The following is a 21,217-nucleotide window of genomic DNA, read 5'->3' as shown; positions in this document are numbered from 1 at the left end:
TTCTTTATACATGGATATGTACAAGCTTTTCGTAATATACGCAAAAAAAAGAGAAATGGCATCCCATTTCTCTTTCTCACTCTTATTATTCTTTTTCTGTATCTGACGAAGGTAATTTCTTCGCTTGTTTTTCTTTGAAGATTTCCCCAATTGCACCAAGAGTACCAAGTGTTTCAATTGCATTAGACGGAATAAAGACTTTATTCGCTGGTCCTTTTGCAACCTCAATTAATGATTCAAACGATTTATAAGCAAGTACGCGTTCATCTAAATCTGCTGCACGAAGTAATTCAATTCGGTTTTGTTCTGCTTTTGCGATTTCCTCAATCGCTCTTGCTTCCCCTTGCGCTTCTAATTCTTTTGCTTCTTTTAAACCTTCAGCTTCTCGAATACGCGCTTCTTTATCCCCTTCAGCCATTAAAATTTTACTTTGTTTTTCCCCTTCAGCCCGAAGGACTTTATCTTGTTTCGCTGCTTCAGCTTCTAAAATGATCGCACGTTTATTACGTTCTGCTTTCATTTGTTTTTCCATTGATACTTGCACATCTTTTGGTGGATTAATATCGACTATTTCGACACGTTCAATACGAACGCCCCATTTTTCTGTCGCTTCATCAAGTGCTAAACGAATTTCTGTTGAAATTTTTTCACGACCTGATAATGTTTCATCAAGCTCCATTTTACCAATAATTTGACGCATTGTTGCAGATGTAATATTACGAACACCATATTCATAGTTTGAAATACCATATGTCGCAAGCTCTGGTTCAACAATTTGATAGAAAATAATTGTATCAATTTCTACTTGTACATTATCTTTCGTTATTACCTTTTGTGGTGGTACATTCGTTTGTTGAATACGTAAATCGTGATATACACGAACGCGGTCTACAATTGGGATTAGAATATTTAATCCTGGGTGCATAATCCGTTGAAATTTACCAAACCTTTCAACGACCCCAACTTTTTGCTGAGAAATAATTTTAATTGTCAATGCAATAAATACAACGACAATCAATGCGAAAATAATCGTTAACGTTAATGCTACTGCCATATTTATTCACTCTCCTTTTTCACTTGTAAAATAGTACTATGCCTCTGTATAACAACGACTTTTTCTCCAGCATCAATAGGAGTATCCGAAATAGCTGTCCAAGTATCTCCATCCACTTTCACAATACCGTTCACTTCGCTTGTAATCGTTTGCATAACAATTCCCTTTTTACCAACAAGTTTATCTACTGTATCAGTAAAACCTTTTGCTTCTCGAAAGTTTTTAGAAATTCTTTTCGTAAAGAAAGTCAATGTTAAACTTACAATCGCCCCAACAACAACTTGTAAAAATAGTGCATCAGGAGCAAACAAAGCAATAAGACCTCCGACAACAGCTCCAATTCCAAGCCAAAGCATGTAAAACGTAATCGACAACATTTCTGCAATAAATAAAATACCCGCTATTATAAACCAAATCACCCATCCAGCCATATGCAACCCTCACTTTCTTTCTCATTTTCTATATGTATATGAAAAAAAGAATGGTTTATCCGCCCTTTCTCATAGAGGGGGCGTTTGCTACAAGCTATTATATGTATTCGCTGTTACAACAAGCATTAATATAATGCTATATTAATATATTCTTCATTATACACGAAAACCCCTTTCAAAAAATGACAAAAAATTTAATTCTTTCAAAAATATATTTTTCTGATTATAATTTGAAAAATATTATTGATTTGAAGGTGGGCTTCTTATTGCCGAAACGTTCACTAGCTTACTACTTAGGCTCCAAAATGTGTATTATCCTCGCTGACATTGTATACAACTAAATCAGCTACAATTACCGATATTTTCGGTGTTCGTACTATTTATATTATCGCTTCTTTTCTTATTTTATGTTCTACTTGTTTGTCTTTTCGTTTATTAAAGCATCAGAGATTGCAAAAGAAAGAGATTTCTATTTAACATATTGTATCTAAGTGATTTATTTCTTATATAAGACTTCCAACTAAATAGTCCAATGAATTTATATCAACGATTTTTCAATTATATCTATTACAACTTACAATATATCAACGATTCGATATGAGATATCGATTCATCAAAAGAAATCGACAATACTTTTAGCTATTAATAAGAGAAGGCTGGCCTCCATAAATCCATTTCAGGCAACCTTCTCTCGTTTCTATTTACGATAAGTTTGGCATTTTTCTATGTTTTGTCGCTTGTTCAAAAGCATATGCTAGTTTAATTAATGCCCCTTCACTAAAAGCAGCACTTGCAAGAGTAATTCCAAAAGGCCTCCCATTATCCATATATCCCGCAGGCATTGCTATAGACGGATAACCTGCTTTCGCACATATAGTAGATCCTATATAAGAAGGGAACAGTATCGCATCCAGATTATATTTTTCCAACGCAAAATCAATACCTTGTTTTTGCGAAAAATATATATCTTCTAATCTTGCGTTTAAATATTCTGGATTTCTTAACGTATTAGGAAAATCTTTTCTTCTTTCTAACTTAGTTTGTCCATATTTCAAAGCTCTTTCTGCTATGTTTTTATTAAACTCCATTAACTCCGAAATAGAATGTACTGGAATAGTAGAAGGTAATTTAGAAAGATAGTTATCCAAGCTGTGCTTCAGCTCATAAAGTGGAACTCCCCAACTCCATTCCCTATGAAAAGACGGAATATCAATATCTTCTACTACTGTCGCTCCCTCACTACGTAATACTTGGATCGTTTCCTCAAACAATTTTTCATCGTACTCACCATTTTCGTAATAATCTTTTGGAGCATTGCTATAAACACCAATCTTCGCTCCCTTTAAACCATTAGCATCAAGATAAGATGTATAATCTTGATATGCCATGCCTTCACTTTTATGAGTAGCTACATCTTTTTCATCCACCCCAGTTAGACTCCCTAGTAAAATAGCAGCATCTGTTACCGTTCTAGCAAACGGACCGGCTGTATCTTGAGAATATGTGAACGGAATAATTCCACTACGGCTAATTAAACCAACTGTCGGCTTAATACCTACAACCGAGTTTTGAACAGCTGGACTTAAAATAGAAGCATCTGTCTCTGTTCCAACGGATAATACAGTAAAGTTAGCAGCAACTGCAACGGCAGATCCTGTACTCGATCCACCAACAAACGATTAATCCTTTCCTGTACCGTAAGGATTAATCGTTTGACCGCCTCTAGCGCTATATCCAGCCCACATTTCAAAAGACATTCCGTTTGCTAACTCTGTCATATTTGCTTTCCCTAGTATAATCGCACCTGCTTCTCGGAGCTTTTTAACAAGAAATGCATCTTCACTACTTATATTTTGTTCCAGGGCAATCGTACCTGCACTTGTATGCATTGAGTCATTCGTTTCAATATTATCCTTAAGTAAAACAGGTATACCATGTAATAGGCCTCTTACACCTTTTGTCTTTCTTTCATGATCTAGCGCTTCTGCAATAAAGATAGCATCCGGATTGATTTCTAAAATAGAATTGATTTTCGGACCATCTTGGTCATACTTTGCGATTCTATGAAGATAATACATGACTAGTTCTTTTGAAGTTAACTTCCCAGCTTCCATTTCCTTTTGAATATCATGAATTGTTAATTCTTTTTGCAATAATGTATTAAACTGAATTTCCATTTTCATTCTCCTTTTATAAGCCCTTATATATATGACGTGTATCTATTACTTTTTCATTTTCTCCGCTCCTCGCATAAACAGCTACAATCCCTTTAAAGAAATTCAACTCACCAGTTTAAAAACCTTTAATTTCCAGAGAAATAAAAAGAGTCTGAAACGAATACAATATCGCCTCAGACTCTTTTTATTATTTTACATATACTTCTTCTAACAAATGTAAAAACTCGCCTTGTTTACCTGCTAATTCAGGGCATTTGTTAATATCAATCCATTCATAACAAAATACTAAACCTTTGTCTTCCTCACCAGCACTTACTATATGTTCCCACGTATCTTTCACATCTGTTAATAATGAAATGTGGAAAAAATGACGTTTTTGATATTCCTTTTTTTCTTTCATATAAATAATGTAATCAGAAAGGAAGCGCTCGATACAAAAATGGCGTAGTCCTGACTCTTCTTGTACTTCACGTAAAATTGCTGCCTCTAACGTTTCGCCTTCATCTACCGTCCCGCCTGGAACTTGGATACCAGCCTCTCGTATATCACGATGTTTAAAAACGAGTAGTTGCATAGCCCCTTCTTTTTCTCTCGTAATATATGCATGTACCTTTTTCTTATATAACATCGTCATCTTAGCCCTCTCCCCTCAATTCATTACTGCGTTACTTCTTCAATCGTCAGTTGGTTTTCATATAAATATGTAGCTTGCGGATTCCCAACATACCGTACATGCCACGGTTCATAACGATAACCGGTAATCCCTTCTTTCTCTTTCGTATATCGAATAACAAAACCAAACTTATGGGCATTTTCAGAAAGCCACTTTCCTTCTTTCGTCTCCCCAAAAACAGTTTCTAGCTGAAATTTAGCAGATTGAGATGTAATATCCATAGCTAGTCCTGTTTGATGTTCACTCGTACCAGGGACTGCACTAGACATCGCTGTCTTTGCTTCTCCATCTTGTCTTTTATACATTGTATTTAATGCTTTTTGTCGATCAAAAGATCTAAATCCAGAGACTGCAAAAAGGAAAATCCGCTCATTATTGGCTTGCTGAAACATTTCCTCAAGTGCCACCGCTGCCTCTTTCCTCATCTTTTTCTTCTCTTGATCACCTTCACTAGAGTAACGTACTTTCGGAACAACTAAATCTGGCGGTCTATACCCATCTGGTAAACGCCTATTTTTATTCACAAGTACAAGCATCGAACTTGGATTACTAATGACTGCGATATCCCCATCCATATTAGCAATCGTTTCTTTAGCTTTCGGAAATATATTGTTTACATTTACTTCCTTCGCCTCTTGCTCCTTGTACATCTTATAATTTATTCCTGCTACTCCAATGATCAGTATCATTGCTACGATACCAAGTAGTGCCCATCTTTTTTTCATATAACGACCTCTTATTTTAATAATTTGGCCATTTCATACTCATCGATACCTTTTCCATCGATGATAAGAGCAGATTTTTTGACACCTTCTTGTTCAAATCCAATTTTGCTATATAGTGCCTGAGCTCTTGTATTGTGGGCCATTACCGTTAATTCTAAACGCCATACATCATGTAATCTTGCCCACTTCTCCACTTCTTTAAACAAACTCGTTCCAATACCTCGGCCACTATACTCTTGCAAAATACCAATTACAATGCCTGCCACATGTCTCTTTCTTTGAATATTATTTCCATTAACTAAAATAAACCCTACTATTCTCTCTTCTTCAACTGCTACAAATATTGTCGCATATTCATTTTCAATAAAACGGTGGACCATCTTTTCTTGTTGCTCTACTGTAGTTTTTCTTTCTCCTAGTTCGTATAACATAAATTTCGTTTCTTCGTCCAATTGCTTATTTAATTGCAAAAACGATGTTGCATCTTCTACTCTAATCTCTCGTATCACCTTGATCCCCTACCCATTCTGTTAGTTAAAAATTTTCCTTGTAAAAAGATTTTCTCTATTTTTGCGAAAATCCCTTTCTAATTCTCCTATTATAAATAGACAAATTTCGATATTACTATAGCAATTACAAATTATGTCTATAATGTGACATCTTATCATCCTCATTTCATGACAAACAAAAAACGTAAGCTGTACACTTACGTTTTCCCCCAATTGATGTAGGCTGATAACCATCGGCAATGCCTACCACTAATTCAAATTTCACTTTATCCATTCACTTTTTCTGCTTGCCAAAAATATTCACCAAATGCTTTAGCAAGTGCATCAATTGATCGATTTAATTCTTCCTCTGTATTATCTACCCCGCCAACTTCAATTAATATCGCTTGTCCTGATAGGTCTTGATTGTAGACTCCATTTCCTGTTTGGAATCCTTTTTGAATTACACCACGGCTCATTCCCGGATATTTCTTACTAATCGTCTCATGTAACGCAGTTGCTAATTGTAAGTTTTTTTCATAGTTTTTGTTACCTTTCCCAATTACAAAAGCAAGCTTAGCATATGATTTATCTCCAATTGTTTTTGTTGTTACATTTTTCCGTGCACTATCACGGTGTAAATCGAAGAAGTATTGTAATTCTTTATTACCAGCCATCGCTTCTTGTACAATTTCCCGTGACAGTTTATAAGAACTATTACTATTTAATCCTTTACTTATTAATTTTTGACCGACATTAGTCTTATCATTAGTAGCACCTATCCCTTCACTTGCCAGTTGTTCACGAAAGCGATCTCCAACTATTGAAATATTCGTTACAGAACTCGTTGCTTTATTTGGATTAGGATCATTTGTTAAGTTAAGTAACGGCAAATAAGATTCCCAGCTATGTGAATGATAAATCAATGCAACTTGTCTTTTTCCAGTCGTTTGAGCTGGTTGTTTCTTCTCTTTATTCGTATCAGGCTTTGGCGCTTGTCCACCTTCTCCAGTCCGTTCTTTCACTACTTCTTCAAGAGGAACACTCGACTCTATCGGTAAGTTAGAATAATTTGTTCCCTCACCTGCGATAACGATTTCTGTATCGTACTTACCAAAGCCAGGAAGCTCTTTCCCGACAAAACTACGTACATCATCAAAACGAATATTCGTAGCCATCGAAAAGAGGAATGAAGAAATAGAAAAGTCTTGATTCAAATTCCGGTACTCCTGTGTAAAATAATGATTCTCTTTCCCAATAACGTACATGTAGCCATTCATCGATAACTCATTTAACCAATTATATAAATACGTTGACTTTGTCTCTTTCATAGAGGTTACCATCATACTAATAAGAAAAAAAGTCGCCAGTACTGTAGTAATAATAAATAAAACTAACTTACGTACACTTGTGAACTTCACGTAAAAAAAGCCTCGATTCATGCTATCACCCTCTCTATTTCAAGTTATGTACAAGCTCTAGAGAATAGACCGCTTAAATTCCGGCTATATTGTTAATGAGGTGAAATGAATTGAAGCTACTAATAGGAACATTACCAATCGTCTTATCATTTATTTTTTATTTGTTTGCTTTACATCCTAAAATTCGTATTGTGCTACATATTTCTGCGTACTTTGCACTGTATGTACTCGGTACAGTTATTTCCATTAATATATACGATGTTTTAATACAAGATTTAGTTTTCATGACGAGCATTCATGGAATTTTACTGAATCCATTTTTCCTTATTGCAGGAGCCTATATAGGAACATACACTTTATACTTACTTTTGTCTTACATTATTACAAATATAAAAAATGGAGCGTAATGAAATGCAACCACCGTTCATCTGTCATACATGCAAAAAAAGAATTGCGCGAAAGAAAGATCTTATTACCTCTACACGGCATTTCCGCTTTTATTTGTTTCATAACACTTGTTTCAAAAATCAGCAATTATTTGTCTCACGTTTTATTCCTATAAATACACTCTTCGGTTTCTTTCTTATTACATATGGGCTTATTGCTGGCAGCATTCTAATGTTCACGGAGCCCTCTATCAATTGGCTTATTTTTTTGCTTCCTATTTTATATCGGTTTCTTTCATATTATTACGTTGAACGTTTTTTCTGTAAATAACTAGTAGATTGACCTCTAGGAATGCTTAAACACTCCCATTCATTTTCTTTTAACATTTTACCAATGTAAATGATTTGTCCAATATGTAAAGCATAATGAGAAATTTGCCTTTCGATCGCTTGCATGACAGTGTGTTCTTCTCCACGAATGTATACTTTCTGCAAAATCTGCTCTGCTGTTAAAGTATCCATCGTTTTAAAAACATACTCCCACCCTTCTTGCCACGCAGCAAGCGCTTCTTGTTTTGAATTGTAGCCACCTTCAAATTCACCATCTCGGTTACGATCTATTTTTTCGCCATCAGACGTTAAAAATTTCGTCCATCTTGAACGCATATTACCATGCAAATGTTTCATTATAATCGCTATGCTATTTGTTTCTTCATGAGAAGACCATTGTATTTGTTCGTATGATAATTGAGAAAGTACCCGTTCTCCTTGTTGCTTTGTTGTTTTGAAATTAGAAATGGCACATTGTAAATATTCTCGTCCGATATCCATATTACCCCCTACCTTCACACTAACTAATTTTTGTTCCATTTGGCAGTTCCATATTAGGCTGAAGCAACACAACATCACCAGCTTCAGGAACTCCACCTAATACAAGCACTTCCGATTTAAATCCAGCTACACGCTTTGGCGGAAAATTTACAACAGCAACAATTTGCTGACCGATTAAGTCTTCTGGATTATATCTCTTCGTAATTTGAGCACTTGACTGCTTGACCCCAAGCTCCCCAAAATCAATTTCTAGTTTAATCGCTGGCACTCTCGCTTCTTTAAATTCCTCTGCCTGTGTTACTGTTCCAATTCTTACATCAAAAGTTAAAAAATCTTCAAAATTAGCCATTTTATCATTCCTCCCAATTATTACTTAGACAAAATACAAAAATCCCCTTTAAAAAAAGAAAGGCGCCTAAGCACCTTTCTTTTGTAATTCACTTAATTCATTTGATTTATAGAAGAAGAAACCGAGAATCCCGCCAATACATGATGGGATTAGCCATCCTATTCCTTCTTTATATAATGGTAACATTTGTAGCACATTAGAAATCGCATCAATTTTAATGTTCGCACTTTCTAAACCGTTAAAGAAACTAATTAACAACGCACCTAAAATAGCTCCAATATATATTGTATTACGCTTCCCTATCCATTTATGGAAATATGAAAGAACGATTAATACAATTGCAACTGGATAAATGATCATTAACACTGGTAATGTTACTGTGATTAATTGTGTTAACCCTAGGTTAGATACAATTAAACTAAATACACATACCATAGTTACAATCGTTTTATGCGAAAGTTTTGGGAATAAGTTTGTAAAGAAGCCAGCACACGCAGATGTTAATCCAACAGAAGTTGTTAAACAAGCGAGTATAATTACAAGTCCTAATAAAATTTTGCCACTTGTTCCATATAACTCATTTACAACATTCGTTAAAATAAGACCACCGTTCTCCGACACACCAAGTGATGTACTTGTAGATCCAAGATATGCAAGTGATAAATATATTAACGTTAAGCCTAATACAGCAATAATCCCTGATACAACTGTTATTTTTGCGATTTGTCCGCTCTCTTTTATCCCTTTTGAGCGAATAACTTGTACAACAACAATCCCAAACACAAGTGCACTAATCGCATCCATCGTTAAATATCCTTGAATAAATCCACCAAAGAAAGCATTCTCTTTATAAGCAGCTAAAGGTGCAGCCGGTTCTCCAATTGGATCAATAATTGCTTTTCCGACAATAACAGCAACAATCAATACTAACAATGGTGTAAGAAATTTCCCGAACCAATCCACTAATTTAGATGGATTTAATGATAAATACCACGTTATTCCGAAGAAAATTATAGTGAAAAGAAATAGCATGTACCACTCAGAAACCAATGCCTCTGATAAAAATGGCTTCATACCCATTTCAAATGAAACGGCTCCAGTACGCGGAATTGCGAAAAATGGTCCAATCGCTAAATAACTAATCAATGGGAAAATAAACGCAAATATAGGGTGAACTCTAGAAGATAGCGCTTTCAAGTCCCCCTCTACAAACGCGACAGCTGTCACAGCTAATAGGGGTAATCCGACTCCCGTTACAAGGAATCCAATTGTAGCAACCCAAACATTCTCTCCAGCTTGTTGCCCTAAAACTGGTGGGAAAATTAAATTTCCTGCTCCTAAAAATAGTGCAAATAACATTAAACCAATTGCTACTGTATCACCTGGCCTTAAACGTCCCTTCATAATTTTCATTTGCATAGCACTTTTTCATTGTTTATATCTCTTTTCACAATATGCTATGCATCCTCCTCTCTGCTCAAGATGATAAAATATGCCCCTTACAAAGCAGTGTCTTTCTCCATAATTTCTCCATTCCCCTTATTCTTACTCTAATTATTAATTTTTGATTTTTTTGAAAATTTAACTCATTAGAGTGGTATTGCGTGGAGTATAGTTGTCAGACCTCTTTGTTTTTATCACACATATAGTAACATATTTAGTTGAAAAATAAAAACATATTTTCAATTTGATTTTTTTGAAAATCAAAATTATCTACATATACTTCCTTTATTTATTCTATTACACAAATATTTTTTTAAATTTACGATTCATATATTTTAATATATTTAGATATCTTTATGTGAAAGAAAGTAAAAGCCATCAAAAATAAGATGGCTTTACTTTTTAGTCTATCGTTTCAACTTCACGTGGATTATTCATCTCTTCAACATACACAACTCTAAATCCATGGTCTTCTAAATCCTTTAGCAATGTTTCTAATTCACTATCTTCAAACTCTTCTCCCAATGTAAACATTATTCTACGTACTAATAAAGCATCATTATCAAAAGTCATTAAGCTTTGAATACCAGTGTATTTCTTTAGCACTGTCGATAATTTTTGAATGGCCCCATTATAATCTTGTGTTCCAATCATGACAGAATATTTACTAGAATGGACTCCCCATGCATCTTCTAATAGTTCAAAAACTTTTTTATGAGTTAAAATACCAAGGAAGACCCCTTTTTCATCAACTACTGATAAATACGGTAGTTTTTTAATTGTAAAAAATACTTTAAAGAAGGAAGAGTCTTCTCTCACGTACCCATTTTTATCGTTCAATAATTGTAATACATTATCTTCAAGTGAACCTTTATATTCTAAAATATCTACTTTGTATACATTCCCTAAAAACTTCTCTTTTTTTTCATCTAAAACTGGTACACAACGATACCCCGTTTTATTTAAATGTTCCAGCGTTTCCCCTATCGTAATTGAACTTGAGCAAAACAAAACTTCCCTTTTTGGCACATAATTCCCTTTAATCCTCATAAAAAAGCCTCCTTATGCTAAAATACTTTCTGTGCCATAACTATATTATATTTTCAGAAAAAAATAAATATATTATTTTATTTTTCTGAAAATTATTCATTTTTCCGTCATAATTTATTCATTAATCATACACTTATTTAAATTGAAACTTTAATAAGTGGGGATTTCCCCCCACTTATTATTAGCCTTCACCAATCGGGCTTTTACTGGCAGTCGATATACCCACCTAACTTCTACGCATTCGCCGCATTTTGAGGTAGAGTCTTACTGCCCGTTAAAGCGGGATAATCTCTCTAACTTACTTCGAGAAAAATATGTTGTAACTTTATCCGAAAAAAGCTAAAATAAGAATAAGAATTTTCTGAATATTCAAAGAGTAGGTGATTGTATGTCCTTATTGCGCTCACATATATGTAAATTTATAGCCGGTGTTTTGATTATTTTTGTCATAAGTCCCCTTCCAGCATTATTCATTACACATAATTACTCCTACTTAACTGGATTTGTAAGCATTTTTCATAATTTAGCACAGCCTTCTTCCATTTCAATTCCAACAATTGATTGGATGCATGAGCCTATCCTTTTCTCAGCAAATCAGCTTGTACATACCTCTAACCATTCGTCACCACTGTTCCCCTACATATGGGAAATATATTTTTTATCAATCGTTCGTTTCACATTCACTCTTGTAATCGGTTTCTTTATAAGTCTAGGAATTGGCCATCTATTTTTAAAAGCACCAAACTCATTAAAAAAGTGTAGTTCTTTATTTCGCTGGATACCGTATTCTTTTGGCACTGTGATATTACAATGTTCAGTCCTATTATCACTTCTCTACATATCTAAATTCATAAAGTTTCCTTTCTTCTCTTCTTTTATCATCGTATGTAGCACTTCTATGATAATCGTTATGCAAGCAATTAAAAAATGGCTACCGTTCTTAAATACTACTAATGAATACGAAATAAAAAATTCATCTTTCCTTGTTGATACGTTATTTATTGCGCTTACTTCCAATCATAAATCTATTTTGAGTTCCATTATTCTTTCATTCGTTTTTATGGAATGTATTTTTCATACAAACGGACTATTACAATTTATCGTCCAATTTGGTAGAAATGCACCTATAGTTGTCACAATTGGTTTATTACTACTTTATATTCCATATAGCATCTTATCGTTTCTCCAAGCTTTATGGACAACAAACCACTCTAAACAAAACACGTATACTTTAACTAGAAGTATTTCGAAACCATAACATAGAATAACCGTCTACTTAAATTAAAAGTAGACGGTTATTCCTATTATATAGAGGACAAAATAACAGCAAATTAAAAAACTACTATAGAAACCTACCATTATTTACCCATTTTCTTTGACTAATCTTTTCATTTGGATTTATTATAAAAGTATAACATAATTACAGGAGGTGACATCTTTATTCCAAATTAGGAATAAAGAACACACTTGGACATATTAAATATTTTTCTCATCTTTATACTTATCCTTATTTCTGGTTTTTTCGTTGCTTCAGAATTCGCTGTCGTAAAAGTACGAAAAAGTCGAATTGACCAGCTTGCTAATGAAGGTAATAAACAAGCATTAGCTGCAAGAAGCGTTTTATCTAACTTAGACGTTTATTTATCCGCTTGTCAGCTTGGCATTACTATCACCTCTTTAGGACTTGGTTGGCTTGGTGAACCAACTGTGGAACATTTACTGCGACCACTATTTGAAAAAATCAATATTACTGGAACAATGGCTAACACGTTATCCTTTATTATTGCTTTTAGTGTGATTACTTTTTTCCATGTTGTATTAGGCGAGTTAGTTCCTAAGTCTTTCGCGATCCAAAAAGCTGAAGCAATCACATTAAAATTTGCAAAACCGCTTATTTTATTTGATAAAATTATGTATCCGTTCATTTGGCTTCTCAATAGTGCAGCTATATTTTTCACAAAATTACTCGGTTTAGAGCCTGCGAAAGAAAATGAGCTTGCCCATTCCGAAGAAGAACTACGACTCATTTTAGGTGAAAGCTATAAAAGCGGCGAAATTAATCAAACCGAATATAAATATGTAAATAATATTTTTGAATTTGATGATCGTGTTGCTAAAGAAATTATGGTACCTAGAACTGAAATGGTTTGTTTATCTACTGAAAATACGTTAGAAGAAAATATGAAAATCGTTGCAACTGAAAAGTATACACGTTATCCTATTATAGAAAAGGATAAAGATGATATTATCGGAATGATAAATACGAAAGAGATTTTTCATAATCAAACAAAAGGCATTTACAAACCACTTGATGCTTACATACATCCTGTTTTAACTGTATTTGAAACAGTTCCCATTCGTAAAACGTTAATACACCTCCAAAAGAACCGCGTACAGATGGCGATTGTTATGGATGAATACGGCGGAACTGCTGGCCTTTTAACGATGGAGGATATTCTTGAAGAAATTATCGGAGAAATTCAAGATGAATTTGACGCAGACGAATCACCAATGATTGAAAAGCGTACTCCTAGGCTTACTGTTTTAGATGGGAAGGTACTCATTTCTGAAGTAAATGATATGTTTGGCCTACATATCGATGAAAGTGATTTAGATACAATTGGTGGTTGGCTTCTCTCTCAATCAATTGATTTAAATATTGAGGCTGGCTATTCAGTTGAATATGGTGGTTTTCAATTTAAAGCATTAGAACTTGATGGGCATCAAATTAAAAAGATTGCTGTACATAAATTAGATACTACAAAGGAGTTATAAAGTGACTGTTTTACTAACAATTTGTATCATTGTTTGTTTCATTGTTTCATTTCTTGCCTTTATATACCCCATTATCCCTGGCATCCTTGCCGTATGGGCTGGCTATTTCATTTATCATTTTGGAATAAACGGCGGAGAGTTAACGACATCTTTTTGGATTATTCAAGTCATTTTTACACTCTTCATTTTCGTTGCTGACTTTATTGCAAATGGATACTTCCTAAAAAAATACGGAAGTACAAAATCGGGCGAACGTGTTGGTATGGTTTCTATCATTGTCGGATCGTTCTTCTTCCCACCATTCGGGCTTATTATCATACCGTTCTTATCTGTATTTATTACGGAACTAATGCATAAAAAGGCGCCAAAAGACGCCCTTTTAGTCGGAATTGCAACTGTTGTCGGTTTTTTAAGTAGTACAGTAGCGAAAGCAATTCTCCAAATCATTATGATTATCATCTTTGTATGCTATATCATTTTTTAGCCATCCCTATTTTGGGATGGTTTTTTAATATGAAATACCTACTCGGCTTTTCTCGTATAAGCTTTTATTACGTAAACTCCATGTAAACTGAGCTGTATCACCAACTGTGATTTTCGATCCATCTGTTGGCAACATATCTTTTTCAGTTCGATATACACCTGTTACATCACCATCTACTAAATGCGTCGGACAAACAACAGTCCAACATAGTTTACTATTATTCAGCACTTCATAAGCAGCTAAATGATCTTCCGCAGCTGTTGTCATTTTTCTTTTCGATTCTTTTGATTGGAAACGATATATACTTGGGTTTGTTCGCGCTTGTAAAATACCAGCAGTTCCTATTGTAACAATTTTCTTTATGCCCTCTTCTTCCATTTGTTTTATAATAATCGGTAAACTCTTCTCTAACGTCCCATTCCGATCAGTTCCAAGAGCACTAATTACAATATCACATCCTTTAATCGCTTCCTTTATATCATTTCCGTTTAACACATTTCCCTCTATAATATGTAACCTTTCATGCTCTGTTTCCACTCTACTCAAATCACGAACTAATACCGTCACTTCATATGAATCATGTAATGCCAATTTCATAATGTGTGATCCTACTCTACCTGTCGCTCCTAATATACATACTTTCATTTACTTTCTCCTTTTCAATTCTTTCTCTCTATTTTTCCGCAAAACTTACAAATAAGCAACAAAAAAGCTCCCTCATATATGTGAGGAAGCTCTATTATCCATTTATCCCGCATTAACGGGCAGTAAATTCGGCGAATGCGAGGAAGTTAGGTGGGAGATAACTGCCCGTAAATGCCCGATTGGTTCAACTAGTAATCAGTGGGGATGGACAAAATCCCCACTGATTAAAGTTTCACTTTATTTCTTTTCTTTTGAATCAGAAGACTTATCTGTTCCGCTTGTTTCTTTATCTTTCTTTTCATCTTGCTGCGAAGTTGTGTCATCCTCTTTCTTTTTATCCTCATCTTTACTACAACCTACCATTAATAAAGAACTTGCAAGTGCCATAGCAGCTAATGACTTAACCCATTTGTTCATTTGCGTTTCCTCCCTTTGATAGAATATGTACAATCCCATATTACTCTTTATTTTTAAAGGAAAGATTTAAAAACAGTAAAGATATTGTAAACTTTTGTAAATACTCTGATAACACAACTGGTTTTTCTCAATTCTTCTAATTGAGCCTTTCATTAGACATAAAAAAACTAAGACGCCTTTCATTCCGTCTTAGTTTTTCACGCAAACTTCTCACTTTCACTTTCATTTTCATATAAATGTTTAATTTTATATTCCTTCTTCACAACATATTGCCAAACACTATAAGCATAACGATTCATTTTCACAAAACAATTTTCCAAGAAAGAACGAAACTCTGGGTTCGCAACTTCCACTGCAACTTGAGCAAACTTTAATGCTAATCGTTTCAAATGTGAAATATAACAAATAGCAATCCCAATATCCCCTGTATACTCATTATCTGTTTCCCTATCCATTTCAGTAAATTCCGGCCACATTTGTTTACAAGTTATATGTTGTATATTTTCTCCTTCTTGAAAATTCACTTGTTCATTATATGCTTGTAACATATACGGCAAATGATGCTGTAATATATCCTTTAATTCTTCATCTCGAACCTTGCTCGTGTATTCTCCAACTTTATATATAAGTGTGTAACTATATGTCATCAATTCTTTCATACAATCCATTAAAGCGCCTCCCTTCCTATTTCATCTCTATACTATAAATATGATGCGATAACATTTGATATTCTTGCTAGAAACCAATCCCATCTACTAATTTTCTCAAAATCTTCTTCAGAAAATCGTTTTGATTTATGAAAGTCTTCTTTTAATCGATTCCATACGTCAGCAACGACTGTCTTATCATATATGAAACAGTTAGATTCGTTATTTAAGTAAAAACTTCTATTATCAAAATTTGCTGTACCAATATCAACCATTTCCTCATCGATGATTGTTACTTTCCCATGAAAAAATCCATTTCGATATTGATAAATCTCCGCTCCAGCATCTAACATGTCTTTCAAATAAGGATAGGCAGCCTGTTTTAGCAATACTGCATCACTTTTAAATGGGACGAGGATTTTTACATGGACACCACGATTTAATGCATCTTTCAGCCCCTTCACCATTTCTTTACTCGGTACAAAATATGGTGTAGCGATAATTAAAGAATGTTTTGCCTTCTTTAAAAACGCTCCATACTCCTTCCATAAACCTTTTCCATTCGAAAATACGTATTGATATTTTACATTTCCTTGTACAGGTAACTCTTGGTGTATAGGAAACTTTTCTCCCGTATCTTCTTGCCAATCTTCCGCAAACTTCCGTTCCATATCAGTAGCTCCATTCCCTTCGATGCGTACATGATAATCACGCCACGGACCAAATTTAGGATCCTGTCCAAGATATTCCTTTCCAATATTGAAGCCACCAATGTACGAAACTTTCCCATCTATAGTAACAATGCGTCTATGATTACGTTGATGCAAAGAATAAAATAAGTTTTTTAATTTAGGTTTTTTACTAAATGTAAACTTCACGCCTTTTTCTTTTAATTGATTAATTATCTTTTTCTTAAGCTTATATCCGCCAATGCGGTCTACTGACAATTTCACATCTACTCCGCTAGATGCTTTTTTCTCTAATAACTGTAAGAACTTTTGGCTTACTTCATCTTTTCCTACAATATAAAAATGAATATACACATTCTTTTCTGCACGATTTATATCCTCAAATAAACTTTTATATAACTCATCACCGTTCGTATATACTTGAAAATCCCCTGATCGGATTTTTTCTAATTCATATCCACTAGCCATTTTCTTCCCCATTTCCACATCAACGTTCATCCATATGAATACACCTATAAAACAAATTATTACAATTAAAAAGCGCTTCATGGATACGTTCCTTTCTCTAACTACTGTTATTCCTATATCTTTCCTTTTTTAAAACATTATCATACAAAAAATATGTCATTGCATGATATACGTCCATATCAAACAGGAGCTCATCTGCATATTGTATGTTGTATCTTAAAATAAAAGGAGGAAATAACAATGGGCTTCGCACATGGTAATGGATTTGCGCTACTAGTCGTATTATTTATCCTCTTAATTATCGTCGGTGCTGCTTGCTTCTGCTAAGCAGTTATTGTAGTACGATATGGGGATGAAAAAACTATAAAAGCGGACACCTATTTTTAGGTGTCCGCTTTTCATTTCAAAAATCTCCTAACCTATTACAAAATAGTACCACTAGGAAAATATTTTACATCAAAAAGTTAGCAGTGTAGCTACCTTCTTACTCTCTGCCTTACGAATATGGCGCTGTTCTGCACGTAACACAGCAATTCGATGCAATTCTTTCTCCTCTTCTGTCTCAGGGATAACACGCGGTACAGGGACTGGATTATTCTCCTTGCTAAGCGCAACAAAAGTAACGAATGAAGTTGCTGCTACACGTTTTTTTCCTGAAATTAAATCTTCTGCTACTACTTTCACAAATATCTCCATAGAAGTTCTTCCCGTCCAAATTACGAAAGATTCATAACTAACACAATCTGAAGAACGTACTGGATGTAAGAAATCTACCCAATCCATAGACGCTGTGACACATTCCATTCTCGAGTGTCTCGTTGCTGAAATTGAAGCAACCATATCCATCTCCGCCAATATCTTTCCACCAAATAGCGTGTTATGATCATTTAAATCCGTTGGAAATACTCGACTCGTTTTAAACACCCTTGATTCATTAGCTGTTTTACCCTTTACTTCAGTCATTGTTATCACCCCTTTAATTATTTATCCCTAATATCCCAATATACACTACACCTCATGAACTACACGTTTAATATTAACAATTTTTAGAACTTTTAGTCCACAAAAAAGAACCGATTTTATCAATCGGCTCCTCTAAACACATATTGTTCTTTCGGCTGTTCAACTTTATTCCATTTCGTTACCTCTAACACTGGAATATTCGCATGAAACGGCTGATAAAATTCAGTTGAAATTTCTCCCTCTATCTGAATCCAATCATCATTTTTCCACTCTACCCCTTCTGGTTTTTTAACTAACATACCATATACACCCGAATCCGCAACACAATGTATAATGCCGAAACGGAATAAGAAATATTGTTCCTTTTTAGAAGAATCATCTCGGAAAACAAATCCTTTATAAGACAGGGTTTTACCAGTAAATTCACCAGGATAATTATAAATTGTCTCCATACCCTTTAAGAAATCTTCATCTTTTAAAGTGATATTATCTTTCGTAACAAACTCTTTCTTCCCTTTTTCCATTACACCACGATATCCTTCTTTCCCGTAATAAATACTCGTATCCGGTCTTAAGAATTGTCTTGTCATAAATGGATCTTTACTTTCTGCTTGCGCTACTGGAAAATGGAATCCCTTCGCCTTAACAATATCGGAATCTAATGTTGCAATTGGGAAAAACAATCCTGTAATGATTGGAAAACAGAATAACGTGTAAGAAAACACTTTTTTCCACCATGTATTCTCATCTTTCGAATGATCATGCCCACAATGACTATGATCACAACTACAATCATGTTTCTCTTTTTCCTTTTGGTGCTCTTTTTGGAAAACGATAATAATTTGTACAATCGTTAAGAAACCTAAAATAATAGCAGCAGTTTTTGATAAATAGGCGTACTTCATATTTATATACTTCGTAATGTTACCGGAAATATGAAGCTGTCCAATTAAAATTGTAAAGCCTAATAATATATATGCTCGAAACATAACCTACCACCCCATCGCATAAATGAGTAGTGAGCTTGCATAAACAACAAGTGTAACTGTAACCGTCACAACAATTACAAATTTCGTTTTAAACGTTGCAAGCATCATAAACATATTTTTAATATCCACCATCGGTCCATATACGAGGAACGCGACAAGTGACGCTGTTGAAAATGTACTTTGGAATGACGAAGCAATAAACGCATCCGCTTCTGAACAAAGTGATAATATGTAAGCAAGCCCCATCATAACAGCTGGTGAAGAGAACGGCCCTTGTCCTATAGCAAGAAGTGTTGAAGTTTGTACGAACGTTTGAACTGCCGCTGCAATTAACGCACCTAATACTAAATATTTTCCCATCGAGAAAAATTCCTCAACAGCATGCGTACATACATCCCACATTTTTTTACGTAATGGACGCTTATGATTCACTTCTGGGAAGTGATCATCTCGTAATTGATGTTCTTTAAACATAAATGATAATATAATTCCAACGATAATTGCTACGATAATCGCTACAATAGAACGATACCATACCATGTGCATACTACTTCCAAAGGCAACGTATGTTGCAAATAATACGACTGGATTAATGATTGGTCCAGTTAACATAAATGCAATCCCGGCATAGGGCGGAACCCCTTTTCCGATTAATCGCCTTACAATCGGAACGATTCCACATTCACAGCCCGGAAACATCATCCCTAAAAAAGTAGCCATTAAAACAGACAGAAATCGATTTTTCGGCATCCATTTTGCTACCATATCTTCTGTTACAAACATTTGAATGAATCCTGAAATAAATACACCAATGAGCACAAAAGGAAGTGCTTCGATCAATATGGAGATAAAAATTGTATTCATTTGCAGGAATGCTTTCGGTAATTGAAACAATTCCATGATGTATTTCCTCCAACTTTTCATTAACAATATGTAATTTTAACCTCATTTTATGAATTGGACAAGACTTATACGGAATTCACCCCTTTCATATACATTACATTTTATAAGTTATATTCTATTCAAAATTTAGGATTTCATAGCAAAAAAGCTGCGCTAGCACAGTTTTATAACTATGCTAGCGCAGCTTTCCTATCATTAAAAGTAACGTTTCTTCCAAAAAACAAACGCTAATGTGAAAGATAGTGTTACACATATTATGAGTACAATTACAAAACCATGTGCTTCCCCTTCAAACGGAACCTTTACATTCATTCCAAAGAAACTAGAAACCATCGTTGGTAATGATAAAATGATTGTAATAGAAGTCAACAGTTTCATAACACTATTTAAATTGTTAGAAATAACCGAACTAAATGTATTCATCATTCCACTTAAAATGTGACTATATATTTCCGCCATTTCAATAGCCTGCTTATTTTCAATTAATACATCTTCTAGTAAATCTTGATCGTCTTCATACATTTTCAAAAATGTACTGTTTCGCATTAATTTTTGAATTACAATTTTATTTGCCTTTAATGATGTTGTAAAATAAACTAAACTTTTTTCAAGGCCGAGCAATGTGAAAATTTCTTTATTTTTCATCGACTTATTTAATTGGTGCTCTAAATCGATTGTTTTTCGATTAATTTGCTTTAAGTATCTTAAATAATAAGTAGAAATTGTATATAAGAGCTGAAGTGCAAAGCGTGTCTTTTTAAACGTATAAAATTCTTTAATACGTTGATTAATAAAACGTTCAAAAATTGGGTTTTCTTCTAAACAAATTGTCACAAAGCAATCTGGCATTACAATCATACCTATTGGAATCGTGTCATAAATCGAATTTCCTTCTTCATCATGTCTAACTGTTGGAATATCCACGATTATTAAAGTATTATTGTCTTCCTTTTCAATACGAGAGCGTTCTTCATCATCTAAAGGGTCTTTAATGAAATCTAAGTCTACATTTAAAGTTTGTACTAGATATTGAATTTCTTCTTCCGTTGGATGAAGTACATTAATCCAGCAACCCTTTTGCATTTCCTCAACCTCTTGTAGTTTTCCGTTTCGGTCTGTTAAATAAATATTTAACATACTATCACCCCGATTCTTTTTACATGTAGGAATCTACCTCTCTTACATAACAGTTTTTGAACCGCTATTCTC

Annotated in this window: 24 protein-coding genes and 2 pseudogenes; 7 read left to right on the top strand and 19 right to left on the bottom strand. The window is 34.2% G+C overall.

The window, feature by feature from the left end:
• Nucleotides 1–85: 85 nt before the first annotated feature.
• Nucleotides 86–1,054 (bottom strand): SPFH domain-containing protein, encoded by a 969-nt coding sequence (locus QCI77_RS10360; protein ID WP_002031527.1) that lies wholly within the window; start codon nt 1,052–1,054, stop codon nt 86–88.
• A 2-nt stretch (nt 1,055–1,056) separates the two neighbouring features.
• Nucleotides 1,057–1,485, bottom strand: a complete 429-nt coding sequence (locus tag QCI77_RS10355; RefSeq protein ID WP_002012470.1) for an NfeD family protein — start codon at nt 1,483–1,485, stop codon at nt 1,057–1,059.
• 351 nt (nt 1,486–1,836) lie between these two features.
• Between QCI77_RS10355 and QCI77_RS10350 the strand changes: the two are divergent.
• A pseudogene (locus tag QCI77_RS10350) lies at nt 1,837–1,962 on the top strand (MFS transporter); the annotation flags it as partial.
• 224 nt (nt 1,963–2,186) lie between these two features.
• On the opposite strand, the pseudogene QCI77_RS10345 reads toward QCI77_RS10350, so the two are convergent.
• From QCI77_RS10345 to spoIIP, 5 genes and pseudogenes are all read right to left on the bottom strand, one after another.
• A pseudogene (locus QCI77_RS10345) lies at nt 2,187–3,662 on the bottom strand (amidase family protein).
• A 187-nt stretch (nt 3,663–3,849) separates the two neighbouring features.
• A complete protein-coding gene (locus QCI77_RS10340; protein WP_002141412.1) occupies nt 3,850–4,296 on the bottom strand; it encodes an NUDIX hydrolase in 447 nt (148 codons plus the stop codon).
• A 23-nt stretch (nt 4,297–4,319) separates the two neighbouring features.
• Complete coding sequence (locus tag QCI77_RS10335) at nt 4,320–5,060, bottom strand: M15 family metallopeptidase (RefSeq protein WP_002031537.1); 741 nt, start codon at nt 5,058–5,060, stop codon at nt 4,320–4,322.
• 11 nt (nt 5,061–5,071) lie between these two features.
• Nucleotides 5,072–5,569 carry a GNAT family N-acetyltransferase gene (locus tag QCI77_RS10330; protein WP_002141410.1) on the bottom strand — a complete coding sequence of 166 codons (498 nt, stop codon included), beginning with the start codon at nt 5,567–5,569 and terminating at the stop codon, nt 5,072–5,074.
• A 266-nt stretch (nt 5,570–5,835) separates the two neighbouring features.
• Nucleotides 5,836–6,990, bottom strand: a complete 1,155-nt coding sequence (spoIIP, locus tag QCI77_RS10325) for a stage II sporulation protein SpoIIP (protein WP_088032658.1) — start codon at nt 6,988–6,990, stop codon at nt 5,836–5,838.
• Between the two features lie 89 nt (nt 6,991–7,079).
• Here spoIIP and QCI77_RS10320 point away from each other — a divergent pair, with 89 nt between their 5' ends.
• Both QCI77_RS10320 and QCI77_RS10315 read left to right on the top strand, forming a co-directional pair.
• Nucleotides 7,080–7,376 carry a hypothetical protein gene (locus QCI77_RS10320; protein WP_044444214.1) on the top strand — a complete coding sequence of 99 codons (297 nt, stop codon included), beginning with the start codon at nt 7,080–7,082 and terminating at the stop codon, nt 7,374–7,376.
• A gap of 4 nt (nt 7,377–7,380) precedes the next feature.
• Complete coding sequence (locus tag QCI77_RS10315; RefSeq protein WP_080466632.1) at nt 7,381–7,686, top strand: permease; 306 nt, start codon at nt 7,381–7,383, stop codon at nt 7,684–7,686.
• Here QCI77_RS10315 and QCI77_RS10310 read toward each other — a convergent pair.
• The 4 genes from QCI77_RS10310 to cbpA all read right to left on the bottom strand — a co-directional run bounded on the left by QCI77_RS10310 (nt 7,659) and on the right by cbpA (nt 11,028).
• Nucleotides 7,659–8,225, bottom strand: a complete 567-nt coding sequence (locus QCI77_RS10310; protein ID WP_088032654.1) for a DUF1572 domain-containing protein — start codon at nt 8,223–8,225, stop codon at nt 7,659–7,661. The two genes, QCI77_RS10315 and QCI77_RS10310, sit on opposite strands and share 28 nt — an antisense overlap.
• Complete coding sequence (gene csaA, locus QCI77_RS10305) at nt 8,206–8,535, bottom strand: chaperone CsaA (RefSeq protein WP_001263027.1); 330 nt, start codon at nt 8,533–8,535, stop codon at nt 8,206–8,208. The genes QCI77_RS10310 and csaA overlap by 20 nt, the downstream gene beginning before the upstream one ends.
• A 66-nt stretch (nt 8,536–8,601) precedes the next feature.
• Complete coding sequence (gene brnQ4, locus QCI77_RS10300) at nt 8,602–9,939, bottom strand: branched-chain amino acid transport system II carrier protein BrnQ4 (RefSeq protein WP_407707244.1); 1,338 nt, start codon at nt 9,937–9,939, stop codon at nt 8,602–8,604.
• Nucleotides 9,940–10,380: 441 nt separating this feature from the next.
• The gene (gene cbpA / locus QCI77_RS10295; protein WP_002186059.1) at nt 10,381–11,028 is read right to left on the bottom strand and encodes a cyclic di-AMP binding protein CbpA; all 648 of its coding nucleotides are present in this window, start codon (nt 11,026–11,028) and stop codon (nt 10,381–10,383) included.
• Nucleotides 11,029–11,416: 388 nt separating this feature from the next.
• Here cbpA and QCI77_RS10290 point away from each other — a divergent pair, with 388 nt between their 5' ends.
• The 3 genes from QCI77_RS10290 (at nt 11,417) to QCI77_RS10280 (ending at nt 14,287) form a co-directional block, all read left to right on the top strand.
• Nucleotides 11,417–12,286 carry a hypothetical protein gene (locus QCI77_RS10290; RefSeq protein ID WP_088032652.1) on the top strand — a complete coding sequence of 290 codons (870 nt, stop codon included), beginning with the start codon at nt 11,417–11,419 and terminating at the stop codon, nt 12,284–12,286.
• A 209-nt stretch (nt 12,287–12,495) separates the two neighbouring features.
• Nucleotides 12,496–13,803, top strand: a complete 1,308-nt coding sequence (locus QCI77_RS10285) for a hemolysin family protein (RefSeq protein ID WP_088032650.1) — start codon at nt 12,496–12,498, stop codon at nt 13,801–13,803.
• A gap of 1 nt (nt 13,804) precedes the next feature.
• Entirely contained in the window at nt 13,805–14,287 is a 483-nt protein-coding gene (locus QCI77_RS10280) for a DUF456 domain-containing protein (protein ID WP_353824865.1), read from the top strand.
• Between the two features lie 24 nt (nt 14,288–14,311).
• Here the strand turns inward: QCI77_RS10280 and QCI77_RS10275 are convergent, their stop codons facing one another.
• The 4 genes from QCI77_RS10275 to cls all read right to left on the bottom strand — a co-directional run bounded on the left by QCI77_RS10275 (nt 14,312) and on the right by cls (nt 17,234).
• Nucleotides 14,312–14,932 carry an NAD(P)-dependent oxidoreductase gene (locus QCI77_RS10275; protein ID WP_353824864.1) on the bottom strand — a complete coding sequence of 207 codons (621 nt, stop codon included), beginning with the start codon at nt 14,930–14,932 and terminating at the stop codon, nt 14,312–14,314.
• 237 nt (nt 14,933–15,169) lie between these two features.
• The gene (locus QCI77_RS10270) at nt 15,170–15,349 is read right to left on the bottom strand and encodes a hypothetical protein (protein ID WP_044444220.1); all 180 of its coding nucleotides are present in this window, start codon (nt 15,347–15,349) and stop codon (nt 15,170–15,172) included.
• Nucleotides 15,350–15,546: 197 nt separating this feature from the next.
• Entirely contained in the window at nt 15,547–16,017 is a 471-nt protein-coding gene (locus tag QCI77_RS10265; protein ID WP_353824863.1) for a spore coat protein, read from the bottom strand.
• Nucleotides 16,018–16,049: 32 nt separating this feature from the next.
• Nucleotides 16,050–17,234 carry a cardiolipin synthase gene (gene cls / locus QCI77_RS10260; protein WP_215587677.1) on the bottom strand — a complete coding sequence of 395 codons (1,185 nt, stop codon included), beginning with the start codon at nt 17,232–17,234 and terminating at the stop codon, nt 16,050–16,052.
• Nucleotides 17,235–17,393: 159 nt separating this feature from the next.
• On the opposite strand from cls, the gene QCI77_RS10255 reads away from it, so the two are divergent.
• Nucleotides 17,394–17,480 (top strand): YjcZ family sporulation protein, encoded by an 87-nt coding sequence (locus QCI77_RS10255; protein WP_000505094.1) that lies wholly within the window; start codon nt 17,394–17,396, stop codon nt 17,478–17,480.
• A gap of 129 nt (nt 17,481–17,609) precedes the next feature.
• Here the strand turns inward: QCI77_RS10255 and QCI77_RS10250 are convergent, their stop codons facing one another.
• The 4 genes from QCI77_RS10250 to QCI77_RS10235 form a co-directional block, all read right to left on the bottom strand.
• The gene (locus QCI77_RS10250; RefSeq protein ID WP_002012448.1) at nt 17,610–18,116 is read right to left on the bottom strand and encodes an acyl-CoA thioesterase; all 507 of its coding nucleotides are present in this window, start codon (nt 18,114–18,116) and stop codon (nt 17,610–17,612) included.
• A gap of 119 nt (nt 18,117–18,235) precedes the next feature.
• A complete protein-coding gene (locus QCI77_RS10245) occupies nt 18,236–19,105 on the bottom strand; it encodes a TIGR03943 family putative permease subunit (protein ID WP_002012447.1) in 870 nt (289 codons plus the stop codon).
• A 3-nt stretch (nt 19,106–19,108) separates the two neighbouring features.
• Nucleotides 19,109–20,005, bottom strand: coding sequence for a permease (locus QCI77_RS10240; RefSeq protein ID WP_000418724.1), 897 nt, complete (start codon nt 20,003–20,005; stop codon nt 19,109–19,111).
• A 198-nt stretch (nt 20,006–20,203) separates the two neighbouring features.
• Complete coding sequence (locus QCI77_RS10235) at nt 20,204–21,145, bottom strand: magnesium transporter CorA family protein (protein WP_000932392.1); 942 nt, start codon at nt 21,143–21,145, stop codon at nt 20,204–20,206.
• Between the last annotated feature and the right edge of the window lie 72 nt (nt 21,146–21,217).

The organism is Bacillus cereus group sp. MG9 (assembly GCF_040459995.1).
GTDB lineage: Bacteria > Bacillota > Bacilli > Bacillales > Bacillaceae_G > Bacillus_A > Bacillus_A mycoides.
This window is presented reverse-complemented; position numbering and strand designations above follow the sequence as displayed.